Annotated in this window: 11 protein-coding genes; 9 read left to right on the top strand and 2 right to left on the bottom strand. The window is 63.4% G+C overall.

The window, feature by feature from the left end; all coding sequences use genetic code 11:
• The first annotated feature begins 90 nt into the window (after positions 1 to 90).
• The 3 genes from BKX96_RS33315 to BKX96_RS27170 are packed head-to-tail and all read left to right on the top strand — an operon-like array spanning position 91 to position 2,113.
• Entirely contained in the window at positions 91 to 213 is a 123-nt protein-coding gene (locus tag BKX96_RS33315) for a hypothetical protein (protein WP_256721671.1), read from the top strand.
• A 2-nt stretch (positions 214 to 215) separates the two neighbouring features.
• The gene (locus tag BKX96_RS27175; protein ID WP_077185944.1) at positions 216 to 1,478 is read left to right on the top strand and encodes a sensor histidine kinase; all 1,263 of its coding nucleotides are present in this window, start codon (positions 216 to 218) and stop codon (positions 1,476 to 1,478) included.
• Positions 1,475 to 2,113: a response regulator gene (locus BKX96_RS27170; protein ID WP_046817107.1), complete on the top strand. Its 639-nt coding sequence runs from the start codon at positions 1,475 to 1,477 to the stop codon at positions 2,111 to 2,113. Before BKX96_RS27175 ends, BKX96_RS27170 begins: the two co-directional genes overlap by 4 nt.
• 134 nt (positions 2,114 to 2,247) lie before the next feature.
• Here the strand turns inward: BKX96_RS27170 and BKX96_RS27165 are convergent, their stop codons facing one another.
• Positions 2,248 to 2,889: a pentapeptide repeat-containing protein gene (locus BKX96_RS27165; protein ID WP_046817108.1), complete on the bottom strand. Its 642-nt coding sequence runs from the start codon at positions 2,887 to 2,889 to the stop codon at positions 2,248 to 2,250.
• A 101-nt stretch (positions 2,890 to 2,990) separates the two neighbouring features.
• A complete protein-coding gene (gene exaA, locus BKX96_RS27160) occupies positions 2,991 to 4,883 on the bottom strand; it encodes a quinoprotein ethanol dehydrogenase (RefSeq protein ID WP_077185943.1) in 1,893 nt (630 codons plus the stop codon).
• 254 nt (positions 4,884 to 5,137) lie between these two features.
• On the opposite strand from exaA, the gene pedF reads away from it, so the two are divergent.
• From pedF to exaC, 6 genes are all read left to right on the top strand, one after another.
• On the top strand, positions 5,138 to 5,599 hold the full coding sequence (pedF, locus tag BKX96_RS27155; RefSeq protein WP_046817110.1) for a cytochrome c-550 PedF: 462 nt from the start codon (positions 5,138 to 5,140) through the stop codon (positions 5,597 to 5,599).
• Positions 5,600 to 5,602: 3 nt separating this feature from the next.
• Positions 5,603 to 6,478: a substrate-binding periplasmic protein gene (locus BKX96_RS27150; protein ID WP_046817111.1), complete on the top strand. Its 876-nt coding sequence runs from the start codon at positions 5,603 to 5,605 to the stop codon at positions 6,476 to 6,478.
• 9 nt (positions 6,479 to 6,487) lie between these two features.
• Positions 6,488 to 7,255, top strand: coding sequence for a quinoprotein dehydrogenase-associated SoxYZ-like carrier (locus BKX96_RS27145; RefSeq protein WP_077185942.1), 768 nt, complete (start codon positions 6,488 to 6,490; stop codon positions 7,253 to 7,255).
• Between the two features lie 16 nt (positions 7,256 to 7,271).
• Positions 7,272 to 8,210 (top strand): quinoprotein relay system zinc metallohydrolase 1, encoded by a 939-nt coding sequence (locus BKX96_RS27140; protein WP_077185941.1) that lies wholly within the window; start codon positions 7,272 to 7,274, stop codon positions 8,208 to 8,210.
• Between the two features lie 252 nt (positions 8,211 to 8,462).
• Positions 8,463 to 10,238, top strand: coding sequence for a PQQ-dependent methanol/ethanol family dehydrogenase (locus BKX96_RS27135; protein ID WP_077185940.1), 1,776 nt, complete (start codon positions 8,463 to 8,465; stop codon positions 10,236 to 10,238).
• Between the two features lie 216 nt (positions 10,239 to 10,454).
• On the top strand, positions 10,455 to 11,975 hold the full coding sequence (gene exaC, locus BKX96_RS27130; protein ID WP_046817115.1) for an acetaldehyde dehydrogenase ExaC: 1,521 nt from the start codon (positions 10,455 to 10,457) through the stop codon (positions 11,973 to 11,975).
• Positions 11,976 to 12,135: the final 160 nt, after the last annotated feature.

Here is a 12,135-nt window from a genome sequence, read left to right as displayed (position 1 = left end):
CCAACCAGCCAGTACCAAGGTAGTAGCCCGCGCCGGGCGGCGCGGTTTTAGCATGGGCATTAACGGCCACCACTCTGGAGGGGACTGGGCATGCGTATCGTCAAGGCACTGCTGTTGCCGCTCCTGCTGATCCTCACGCTGATCGGCGTCGACCGGCTCCACGGCCCGCGCCCCGCACCGGTGCAGGTCATGCCCGCGACACCGGGGCGCTAGGCATGTCGGCCCTGTGGCGGATCAACCTGTGGGTCTGTGGCTTTTTCGCACTGATCACCTTGGCGTGCATGGCGTTGCTGGTGCATCAGGCGCTGGAGGATGTGGAACGTGAACTGCAATCGGCCGAAGCGGTGGTCGAGTACCTGAGCGAAACCGCCGCCCGTGACCCGGTCGACCTGCAACCACGGCTGACCCAAGGCCTGCGCCACGTCCGCGTGCAGTGGCTGGCGGCGGATGAACAGCCTCGGCCAGCCGTGCAGGCCGGACTCGACGCCTGGCTCGGACGCCTGCTGTTCACTGAGGCCCGTCACGGCGCAAGCGTCCTCGAACTGGCGGATGGCCGACGGGTGCAGATTGCAGTCGATCCGCGGGATGAAATCGACGAAGTCTGGGACTCCCTGCAACAGTTGCTCAGCCTGTGTGCGATGGCCCTGGTGGTCAGTCTGCTGGCCATTCGCTGGGCCGTGCGCCGCGGCATGGGCCTGCTCGATGAGCTACTGCGGGCGTTGCAGCAGGTGTGCGCCGGGCAGCTCAAGGTGCGCCTGCGCGCCGAAGGGGTACCCGAGGCGAGGCAACTGGCGGGGCATTTCAACCGCATGACCGCGGCGCTGGAGCAGGCCGGCAGCGACAACGCCCGGCTGACCCAGGCCTTGCTGGCCGTGCAGGAACAGGAGCGTACCCAACTGGCCCAAACCCTGCACGACGATCTCGGTCAGTACCTGGCCGGGATCCGTGCCCAGGCGTGTCTGTTGCGCCTGGTGGCCGATCAACCGCAGACCGTCGAGCGCACGATGCTGGAACTGGAGCACAACTGCGAACACCTGCAACAGGGCTTTCGGGCGCTGGTGCACAACCTCTATCCGGTGGTCCTGCAGCACCTGCCGCTGGGCGAAGCCATCCGCTTGCTGGTGGAGCAATGGCAGGGCCGCCAGAGCATCTCTTGTCGCCTGCGGCTCAGTGCGCAGTTGCCAAGGTTGTCGGCGCCCGACAAGACCCATCTGTACCGCTTGCTGCAGGAAGCCCTGACCAACATCGCCCGGCATGCCGACGCCAGCCAGGTTCATGTTCGCCTGCAATATCATGGCGCACACCTGCGCCTGCTGGTGCGCGATAACGGTCGCGGCGCCGCGCAACCGCAGCGTCCTGGCGTCGGGTTGTATTCGATGCGCGAGCGCGCCCGTAGCCTGGGCGGCGAGTTGCGCATCATCAGCCACCCTGGCGCCGGTTGGGCGCTGACCTTGAGCATGCCCCTGGAGGTTTCATGAGTATTTTGCTGGTCGATGACCATGCGGTAGTCCGCCAGGGCTACGCGAGCCTTTTGCGCGCCCTGTTACCGGCGCTGCAGGTGCGTGAGGCGGCAACGGGCGAGGAGGCGCTGCTGCGGGTTCAGGAGAGCGTGCCACAGCTGGTGATCATGGATTTCGGCCTGCCCGGCATCAGCGGCCTGGAAACCACCCGGCGCTTGCGCCAGCGTTTGCCGCAACTGCGGGTGCTGTTTTTCAGCATGCACGATGAACTGCCGCTGGTGCGCCAGGCACTGGACGCCGGGGCCGCGGGTTACCTGACCAAAAGCTCGGCGCCGCCAGTGCTGATCGAAGCGGTGCGGCGCGTGCTCGCCGGGCACGCCTACATCGAACAGCCCCTGGCCACGCAACTGGCTTGCCATGCGCAACAGGACGCCAGCGACCCGCGCCTGCAGAGCATGACCCAGCGCGAGCTGGAGATTTTCGTGATGCTCGCCAAGGGCACCCCCGCGCGACAGATTGCCGAGCAACTGAGCATCAGCAGCAAGACGGTTTCCAATCACCTGACGTTGCTCAAGAGCAAGTTGCAGGTGAGCTCCCATGCCGAATTGGTGCATCTGGGGATTGATATGGGGGTGGTGCGCAAGGCGGGATGACTCGCTCGTCCATTCAACACCCATCCCCTGTGGGAGCGGGCTTGCGCAGACGGTGTGTCAGTCACGAAAATGCTCAATGACACTCCGCTGTCGCGAGCAAGCCCGCTCCCACAGGGGGGTGTGTTGCATTCAGGTCATTTGTCCCAAGTCGTCGGGCACCCCGTACAGCCCTCCATGTTCGCATCCTGAAAGTTCGCATAGTGCTGGCGCGAGCCGTTGAGGTTGGCGTGCTCCAGGTTGCTTTCACCCAACTTGGCCTCCTGCAGGTTGGCGTCGCTGAGGTTGGCGTCCTTGAGGTCGGCCTTGCTCAGCCAGGTCATCTCCAGGTCGGCGGCGCGCAGGTTGCTGTTGTGCAGCCTGGCCCCGGAGAGACGGGCGAATTGCAGGTAGGCGCCGCTAAGGTCGGCGTTGGCGAACTGCGCGCCCTGGGCGAACATCCCCCAGCCCTGGATCGCCACCAGCGTGGCGCCGGTGAAATCAGCCAGGCGCGCATTGCTCTGTTGCAGGCTCGCGCGGGTCAGGTTCGCGCCCTGTAGCCGGGCCTTTTCCAGATTGGCGAGGTCGAGGCGGGCGTGACGCAGGTCGGCTTGGCGAAGGTCGGCACCGCTGAGGTTCATGTTGCGCAGGTCCTGGTTGCTCAGGTCGGCGCCCTTGAGATTGGCGCCGGGGCACTGGCTGTGTTCGGCGATGGTGCAGCCGTTGATGATCAGGGGGGTGTCGTCGTCGGCGTGGGCCAGCGGCAGGGTGAGTAGAAGTAAGAGCGATAGGTATTTCATGGCGCAATTCTCGGGTGGAGTTGAGCGAGTCTTCGCGGGCAAGCCCGCTCCCACAGGGGTATGTAGTGTTCCTGTCGGGAGTGGGTTAGCCCGCTGAGTGCTTACCTTTGCGCGGTCTGGTTATCCCAGCTCGGAATCTTGAACACCCAGAACGACCCGCCCTGAGCCACCGGTTTGGTCAGTTCCGCCATGTCGCCGCCCCACAACGGCACCGCGCCGCCGTAGCCGACGGTCACGCCGATGTACTGCTCGCCGTCCTGCTCCCAGGTGATCGGCGGGGAGACGATGCCGCTGCCGGTCTGGAACTTCCACAACTCCTTGCCGGTTTTCGCATCGAAGGCCTTGAAGAAACCGTCGCCGGTGCCGGTGAACACCAGGTTGCCCTTGGTCGCCAGTACGCCGGCCCACAGTGGCAGGTGTTCCTTGTGCTCCCAGACCACTTTGCCGGTGGTCGGGTTCATCGCCCGCAGGGTGCCGACGTGATCGTCGTACATGCGCTTGATACGAAAACCCATGCCCAGGTAGGCCGAGCCTTTCTTGTAGTTGACCTCTTCGGTCCAGTATTCCTCTTTCCACTGGTTGCCCGGAATGTAGAACAGCCCGGTGTCCTGGCTGTAGGCCATGGGGTTCCAGTTCTTGCCGCCCAGGAACGGCGGCGAGACTTCTACCGGCTTGCCCTTGGTTTCGCCCGGCAACGGCTTGGCCGGACGCTGGCCTTCGTTCTCCACCGGGCGGCCGGTCTTGAGGTCGATGTGGCTGGCCCACGTGATGTTGTCGACAAAGGGGAAGGCGTTCTGCAATTTGCCGTTGTTGCGGTCGACCACGTAGAAGAACCCGTTGCGGTCGGCGTGGCCGGTGGCCTTGACCGTCTTGCCGTTTTTGTCCTTGTAGTCGAACAGCACAAGCTCGTTGTTGCCGGAGAAGTCCCAGGCATCGTTCGGCGTGTGCTGGTAGAACCATTTGACCTCGCCGGTGCTCGGGTCGACGCCCACCTGGCCCGAGGTGTAGAGGCTGTCGTAATCGTGCGGGTTGCCGTCCTTCGAGGTGCGCGCCCAGGTGTTCCAGGGGCCCGGGTTGCCGGCGCCGACGATGATGGTGTTGGTGTCGGGATCGAAGCTGGCGCTCTGCCAGGGCGCGCCACCGCCGTGGCTCCAGGCCTCGACCTTGCCGGTTTCGGTGGTCGGATCGTTCGGCCACGACGGCGCCTTCACATCGCCGGTGGGGGTACTGTCCTTGCCGTTCAGGCGGCCCATGTGGCCTTCGACGAAAGGCCGCATCCAGACTTCTTCGCCGGTGTCCGGATCGCGGGCGTAGAGCTGGCCGACCACGCCGAACTCATCGCCGGAACTGCCATGGATCAGCAGCACCTTGCCGCTGGTCTTGTCCTTGATCAGCACTGGGGCGCCGGTCATGGTGTAGCCCGCGGCGTGGTCGCCGAACTTCTTGTTCCACACCACCTTGCCGGTGTTCTTGTCCAGGGCGATCAGCCGCGCATCGAGGGTGCCGAAGTAGATCTTGTCGCCATAGATCGCCGCGCCGCGGTTGACCACGTCGCAGCACGGGCGAATGTTGTCCGGCAATCGATGGTTGTAGGTCCACAGGCGCTTGCCGGTCTTGGCATCCAGGGCGAATACCCGCGAATACGAGCCGGTGACGTAGACCACGCCGTCGCTGACGATGGCCTGCGATTCCTGGCCGCGCTGCTTCTCGTCACCGAAGGAATAGGACCAGGCCGGGGTCAGCTTGAACACATTCCTGTCGTTGACCTGGGCCAGCGTACTCCAGCGCTGGGCGTTGGTGCCCATGCCGTATTGCAGCACGTCCTTGGTGGTCAAGTGGTCGTTGGCAATGTCTTCCCAACTCACATTACGGGTAGCAGTGGCCGGTGCGGTTTCGGCATGACCAACAGCGCTCAGGGACAGGCCGCCGACCAGCAAAAGAGCCTGTACGGCGACGGTCAAGGGGGAAAGGGCGGGTAGCGATCTTATTGTCATGGTTGCAGTTCCCAGTGGAGGTTTTGGCCTGCACAGGGTGGGGCGCCCGGCGGGTGGCCGGATACGGAAAATGTCCCGCCGTTGCCGGGAAAATTTCCCATGGGCCACCTGATTTGGCAGTCCATCGAAGGCCTTACTACCAAGGGATTAGACGGCGGCCACCAAAGCAGCATGGGGCCAGTGCGCGGGGGTTCCTAAGATGGTTGCCATAGCCTCTGCCAAGAGGTCTTGCGTGCAATCCAGAGGGCATAACAATGACAACAAAACGCAACGCCTTGCTCGTAGCCGGACTGCTGGCCGGCTTTATCAGTGCAGGTTCCGTATGGGCCCACGGCAATGTGGTGCCACAAGCCGTCGAGACCCAAGGGCTGACCCCGATCAAGGACGCCGGCGTTCAGGTGGACGGCGATGGCTGGGCCGCCGTGAACCCTTACCGCAGCACCCCCGAGCACGACAAGGCGGTGGAAATCGGTTCATCGGCCTACAACCAGAATTGCGCGGCCTGTCATGGCCTGGAAGCCAAGTCCGGGGGTATCGCCCCGGACCTGCGCATGCTCGATGTCGGCGAAGCGGGTGATGAATGGTTCGTCGAACGGGTACGCAATGGCGCCGTGCGTGACGGCCGCGTGTACATGCCGAAGATGGCCGACTACCTGAGCCAGGAAGCCTTGTGGGCGGTGCGCAGCTACCTGGACAGCGTCCACGTCGAGGAGTGACCCATGCGCCTGCTCGCGGTGTTGATCAGCGCTGTGTGGCTGTGCTGCCAGTCGGTGCAGGCGCAGGTTCGCAATTACGATGAAATGATCGCCGCCGGGGAGCTGAAAGTGGCGGTCTACAAGGACTTTGCTCCCTACAGTTTTGAAGACGCCGGTCAGCCCCGGGGGGTCGATGTCGAACTCGCCCAGGCGCTGGCCAAGGCGCTGGGCGTGCGCCTGACGCTGATCTGGGCGCCTGCCGGGGAAAAGCTCGACGATGACCTGCGCGATTACATCTGGCGTGCCAGCCCGCTGCACAACCAGCAACTGGCCGACCTGATGATGCGGGTGCCGTACGACCGCGATTACGCGCAGAAACGCAACGAATTCGGCGAAATGGAAAACGGCCATGTGGTGATGTTCGGCCCTTACCAAAATGAACAATGGCAGGTCGCCTACGACCGTCGACGCCTGGACAAGGTGGCCAGCGTCGCGGTGTTCGAGCAGCACCCGATCGGCGTCGAAGTCGACAGCGTGCCGTCGTTCTACCTGACCTCGGTATTCAACGGCATGCTCGCCGGCAAGACCCGCCACTACCCGGGCGTGCCCCAGGCGTTTGCAGCGATGAAGGCCGGTGAGGTCGACGCGGTCATGGCCATGCGCGGCGAGATCGACTGGCAAGTGCATGAAGCGGCCGACCCGCAGCTTGCACTGGCGCAAAACGCCTATCCGAACATGGGCAAGCAGCTTTGGGAAATCGGCATGGCGGTGCACGAAAGCAATCGGCAACTGGCCTATGCCGTGGAGGAGGCGCTGGAAGGGATGATCCGCGAGGGCTCGGTGAAAACCATCTATGGCCGTTACGGTCTGCGCTACGACGTGCCCGAGATGTACCAATAGGAGCAAGTGATGATCTGGCGAGGGAGTTGTCTGTTAGCCGCATGGTTGATCTTGAGCCCGGCCACACACGCGGTGGACATCGATCCGGGCAAGGACCCGGTGCCGTCGGTTATGTGGGCTTTCTATCACAAACAGATGCTCGGCTCGGCGCCGTTCGTGTTCGATGAGCGGGTCAAGCTGCTGGCGCCGCCGTTCGCCGAAGATGCCCGGCAAGTGCCCCTGGAAATCGACGCCCGTGCCTTCGACGGCGAAGTGGTGAGAATCCTCGCCTGGGCGGAACTCAACCCCTTGCCGAAAATCGTCGATTTCGAGCCGCTGACCGGCGTGTTGCCGTGGCTGGCGATCCGCATCCGAGTCGAACAGGCCACACCCTTGCGTGCGGCGGTGCTGACCCGTGACGGGGTGTGGCATGTCGGTTCGACCCTGATCGACGCGGCCGGTGGCGGTTGCACCGCGCCCAGTGTCGTGCGCACCCAGGCTGGCTGGGAGGAACACATCGGCGAAGTGCTGGGCGGCCGTTACCCGCGGGATGCCTTCAGCCGCGTGCGCTTGCAGGTGGCGCATCCGATGGACAACGGCATGGTCAGCGGTATCCCGGAATTTTTCCTCAACCATGCGCAGCTGCGCGATCAGCATGATCAGTTGCTCGCTCGTCTCGAACTGTTCCCCGCCGTCAGCGAAAATCCCAGCCTGGCCTTTGATATCGAACGGGCAGGGTCGACGCGCCTGTTGTTGCGCGATAACAGCGGCAATCAATTCGAAGCGTCGATCCCCTGAATTCAAGGAGCCTGTCATGCGTTGGATGCTGCTGTTGTTCATCGGCCTGGGCCTGCCAGCCATGGCCGATCTCGACTACTTGCTCACGCCCAGGCAGATCGCCGAAGACACCTGGCTGCTCGAAGGCAGCACCGATAATTTCGCCAAGGCCAACGGTGGCAACATCGTCAATACGGCGTTCATCGTTACCGAGCGCGGCGTGGTGGTGATCGATACCGGGCCGTCCAGGCGTTATGGCGAGGCCATGCGCCGGGCCATCGCGGCGACCACCGACAAACCGGTGATCCAGGTCCTGCTGACCCATCATCACCCCGACCATGTGCTGGGCAACCAGGCGTTCAGCGATGTGCCGATTGGCGCCCTGGCCGGCACCAGCGAGCTGCTGCAAAAGCAGGGCGATGCCATGGCCGAGAACATGTACCGGCTGGTGGGCGACTGGATGCGAGGCACCGAAGTGGTGTTGCCGACCCGGACGCTGACCCCCGGAGTGGAAAGTTTTGGGAACCACGATTTGCGCCTGCTGAGCCTGGGTGGGCATACGGGTGCGGATCTGGCTATTCTCGACCAGCGAACCGGCGTGCTGTTTGCCGGGGACCTGGTGTTTTATCAGCGGGCACTGACCACGCCCAACAGTCCGGGGCTGGCGGTGTGGCTGGCCGACATGGCGACCCTGCAGGCGCTGCCCTGGACACTCATCGTGCCCGGCCACGGCCCGGTCGCCAGCGACCCGCAGCCCTTCGCGCAGATGCGCGACTACCTGGGCTGGCTCGATCAATTGATGCGCGACGGTGCGGCCAACGGCAGCGACATGAGCGAGATGATCCGCAGTCCCATTCCCGAGCGTTTTGCCGGGATCAATCTCAGCCGCTACGAATTGATCCGCAGCGTCAGTCATTTGTACCCGCGTTACGAGCGAGCGCAGATGACCCGGGTGGACTCCAACTCAAACAACTGACCCACCCAAATCCCCTGTGGGAGCGGGCTTGCTCGCGAAAGCGGTGTGTCAGGCAATACATATGTTGAATGTAAAGGCCTCTTCGCGAGCAAGCCCGCTCCCACAGGGGGTGTTGGTCGGCATCCGACCCTGTACCAAGGAACTAGAAAACTCCACATTGCGGGTAATTGTTGTGAGGGCGGCGGCGCCCAAGAATCTGCACCAGACCGGGAAAATTTCCCGGAAATAACAAAAACTGCAGAGGAAGCCGTCATGACTCAACCCGCACGTCGCCAGCCCTTCGTCTTGAGCCTGTTGCTCAGTGCCATGCTGTTGTCTGGCCAGGCATTGGCCGGGGTTTCCGACCAGGACATTCTCCAGGACCCCAAGAACCCCGAGCAGATCGTCACCAATGGCCTGGGCGTGCAGGGTCAGCGCTACAGCCCGCTGGACATCCTCAACGTCGACAACGTCAAGGAATTGCGGCCGGCGTGGGCCTTCTCCTTCGGCGGCGAAAAGCAGCGCGGCCAGCAGGCGCAGCCGATGGTCAAGGACGGCGTGATGTACATGACCGGCTCCTACTCGCGGGTGTTCGCCGTGGATGCGCGCACCGGCAAGAAGCTCTGGCAGTACGATGCGCGCCTGCCGGATGACATTCGCCCCTGCTGCGACGTGATCAACCGCGGCGTCGCGCTGTACGGCGACCTGGTGATCTTCGGCACCCTCGACGCCAAGCTCGTGGCGCTGAACAAGGACACCGGCAAGGTGGTCTGGAGCAAGAAAGTCGCCGACCACAAGGAAGGCTACTCGATCAGCGCCGCACCGCTGGTGATCAACGGCAAACTGATCACTGGCGTGGCCGGTGGCGAATTTGGCGTGGTCGGCAAGATCGAAGCCTACGACCCGAAGAACGGCAACCTGTTGTGGACCCGGCCAACGGTTGAGGGCCACATGGGTTACGTCTACAAGGACGGCAAGGCCGTGGAAAACGGCATCTCCGGCGGCGAGGCGGGCAAGACCTGGCCGGGCGACCTGTGGAAGACCGGCGGCGCCGCGCCATGGCTGGGCGGCTACTACGACCCGGAAACCAACCTGCTGTTGTTCGGCACCGGCAACCCGGCGCCCTGGAACTCGCACCTGCGCCCTGGCGACAACCTCTATTCGTCGTCGCGCCTGGCGCTCAACCCGGACGACGGCACCATCAAGTGGCACTTCCAGAGCACGCCCCACGACGGTTGGGACTATGACGGCGTCAACGAGCTGGTGTCGTTCAACTACACCGAGGGCGGCAAGGAAATCAAGGCGGCGGCCACCGCTGACCGTAATGGTTTCTTCTACGTGCTGGATCGCACCAACGGCAAATTCATCCGCGGCTTCCCGTTCGTGGACAAGATCACCTGGGCCACCGGCCTGGATAAGACCGGTCGACCGATCTACAACGAAGCCAGCCGTCCTGGCGCGCCGGGCACCGAAGCCAAAGGCAGCTCGGTGTTCGTAGCGCCGGCATTCCTCGGCGCGAAAAACTGGATGCCGATGGCCTACAACCGCGACACCGGGTTGTTCTACGTGCCGTCCAACGAATGGGGCATGGACATCTGGAACGAAGGCATCGCCTACAAGAAAGGCGCGGCGTTCCTCGGCGCCGGTTTCACCATCAAGCCGTTGAATGAAGACTACATCGGCGTGCTGCGGGCAATCGATCCGAAAACCGGCAAGGAAGTCTGGCGGCACAAGAACTTCGCGCCGCTGTGGGGCGGTGTGCTGACCACCAAGGGCAACCTGGTGTTCACCGGCACCCCGGAAGGTTTCCTGCAGGCGTTCAATGCCAAGACCGGCGAGAAGGTCTGGGAATTCCAGACCGGCTCCGGCGTGCTGGGCTCGCCCGTAACCTGGGAGATGGATGGCGAACAGTATGTCTCGGTGCTCTCCGGCTGGGGCGGCGCCGTGCCGCTGTGGGGCGGTGAAGTGGCCAAGCGGGTCAAGGACTTCAACCAGGGCGGCATGCTCTGGACCTTCAAGCTGCCCAAGGACCTCGTCGCCAGGCACTGACTGCAGGCATCAGAACTTGTAGGAGCTGGCTTGCCAGCGAAGAGGCCCTTCAGGCATGCATCGCCAATGAAAACGCCTTCGCCGGCAAGCCGGCTCCTACTACCAAATAACGAGAGTCCCTCCTGCCAACGATGCATTCGTCTGGCGTGCGGGGCTCTCTAGTATCGGTTCATCGCCTGTCGGCACGGCAGGCATCGACCCAGACAGAGGCCCACCATGATCTATGCCCAACCCGGAACACCCGGCGCCGTCGTGACGTTCAAGCCACGCTACGGCAACTTCATCGGCGGCGAATTCGTCGCGCCGGTCAATGGCGAGTACTTCACCAACACCTCGCCGGTCAACGGTGAAGTGATCGCCGAATTCCCGCGCTCCAGCGCCGCCGACATCGACAAGGCCCTGGACGCCGCCCATGCCGCCGCCGATGCCTGGGGCAAGACCTCGGCCCAGGACCGCTCCCTGGTACTGCTGAAAATCGCTGATCGCATCGAGCAAAATCTCGAAGTCCTGGCCGTCACCGAAACCTGGGACAACGGCAAGGCCGTGCGCGAAACCCTCAACGCCGACGTGCCCCTGGCCGCTGACCATTTCCGCTACTTCGCCGGCTGCATCCGCGCCCAGGAAGGCGGCGCCGCCGAGATCAACGAGCTGACCACCGCCTATCACTTCCACGAACCCCTGGGGGTGGTGGGGCAGATCATTCCATGGAACTTCCCGCTGCTGATGGCCGCCTGGAAACTCGCCCCGGCGCTGGCCGCGGGTAACTGCATCGTGCTCAAGCCCGCTGAGCAGACGCCGCTGTCGATCATGGTCTTCGCTGAACTGATTGCCGACCTGCTGCCGGCCGGCGTGCTGAACATCGTCCAGGGTTTCGGTCGCGAAGCCGGCGAAGCCCTGGCCACCAGCAAGCGCATCGCCAAGATCGCCTTCACCGGCTCGACTCCGGTCGGCGCGCACATCATGCATTGCGCCGCCGAGAACATCATTCCGAGCACTGTCGAGCTGGGCGGCAAGTCGCCGAACATTTTCTTCGAAGACATCATGAACGCGGAACCTGCGTTCATCGAAAAAGCCGCCGAGGGCCTGGTGCTGGCGTTCTTCAACCAGGGCGAAGTGTGCACTTGTCCATCCCGAGCCCTGGTGCAGGAGTCGATCTACGAACCGTTCATGGCCGAGGTGATGAAGAAGATCGTCAAGATCAAGCGCGGCAACCCGCTGGACACCGAGACCATGGTCGGCGCCCAGGCCTCCGAACAGCAATACGACAAGATCCTCTCGTACCTGGCCATTGCCCAGGAGGAGGGCGCCGAACTGCTCACCGGCGGCGCGGCCGAGCGTCTGGAAGGCGACCTGTCCAGCGGCTATTACATCCAGCCGACCCTGCTCAAGGGCCACAACAAAATGCGTGTGTTCCAGGAAGAAATCTTCGGCCCGGTGGTGGGTATCACCACCTTCAAGGACGAAGCCGAGGCACTGGCCATCGCCAACGACAGCGAGTTCGGCCTCGGTGCCGGCCTGTGGACCCGCGACATCAACCGCGCCTACCGCATGGGCCGGGCGATCAAGGCCGGGCGCGTGTGGACCAACTGCTACCACCTGTACCCGGCGCATGCGGCGTTCGGCGGCTACAAGAAGTCCGGCGTCGGCCGGGAGAACCACAAGATGATGCTCGACCATTACCAGCAGACCAAGAACCTGCTGGTGAGCTACGACATCAATCCGCTGGGTTTCTTCTGATCCCCTAGGATCACCGCAGTACCCTGTGGGAGCGAGCCTGCTCGCGATGAGGCCATTACATCCAGCATCCATGTTGAATGTTATGCCGCCATCGCGAGCAGGCTCGCTCCCACATTGGTTTTGTGTATCCCCTGACACCCCCCTACCAAATCACCCCCAA

Origin of the sequence: Pseudomonas putida, assembly GCF_001976065.1 — a bacterium.
GTDB classification, from domain to species: domain Bacteria; phylum Pseudomonadota; class Gammaproteobacteria; order Pseudomonadales; family Pseudomonadaceae; genus Aquipseudomonas; species Aquipseudomonas serbica.
This window is presented reverse-complemented; position numbering and strand designations above follow the sequence as displayed.

Bases quoted from the DNA above. Each gene is read 5' to 3' on its own strand.
- exaA (WP_077185943.1), bottom strand. From the start codon at position 4,883: ATGACAATAAGATCGCTACCCGCCCTTTCCCCCTTGACCGTCGCCGTA.
- exaC (WP_046817115.1), top strand. From the start codon at position 10,455: ATGATCTATGCCCAACCCGGAACACCCGGCGCCGTCGTGACGTTCAAG.
- BKX96_RS27145 (WP_077185942.1), top strand. From the start codon at position 6,488: ATGATCTGGCGAGGGAGTTGTCTGTTAGCCGCATGGTTGATCTTGAGC.
- BKX96_RS27170 (WP_046817107.1), top strand. From the start codon at position 1,475: ATGAGTATTTTGCTGGTCGATGACCATGCGGTAGTCCGCCAGGGCTAC.
- BKX96_RS27150 (WP_046817111.1), top strand. From the start codon at position 5,603: ATGCGCCTGCTCGCGGTGTTGATCAGCGCTGTGTGGCTGTGCTGCCAG.
- BKX96_RS27165 (WP_046817108.1), bottom strand. From the start codon at position 2,889: ATGAAATACCTATCGCTCTTACTTCTACTCACCCTGCCGCTGGCCCAC.
- BKX96_RS27175 (WP_077185944.1), top strand. From the start codon at position 216: ATGTCGGCCCTGTGGCGGATCAACCTGTGGGTCTGTGGCTTTTTCGCA.
- pedF (WP_046817110.1), top strand. From the start codon at position 5,138: ATGACAACAAAACGCAACGCCTTGCTCGTAGCCGGACTGCTGGCCGGC.
- BKX96_RS27135 (WP_077185940.1), top strand. From the start codon at position 8,463: ATGACTCAACCCGCACGTCGCCAGCCCTTCGTCTTGAGCCTGTTGCTC.
- BKX96_RS27140 (WP_077185941.1), top strand. From the start codon at position 7,272: ATGCGTTGGATGCTGCTGTTGTTCATCGGCCTGGGCCTGCCAGCCATG.
- BKX96_RS33315 (WP_256721671.1), top strand. From the start codon at position 91: ATGCGTATCGTCAAGGCACTGCTGTTGCCGCTCCTGCTGATCCTCACG.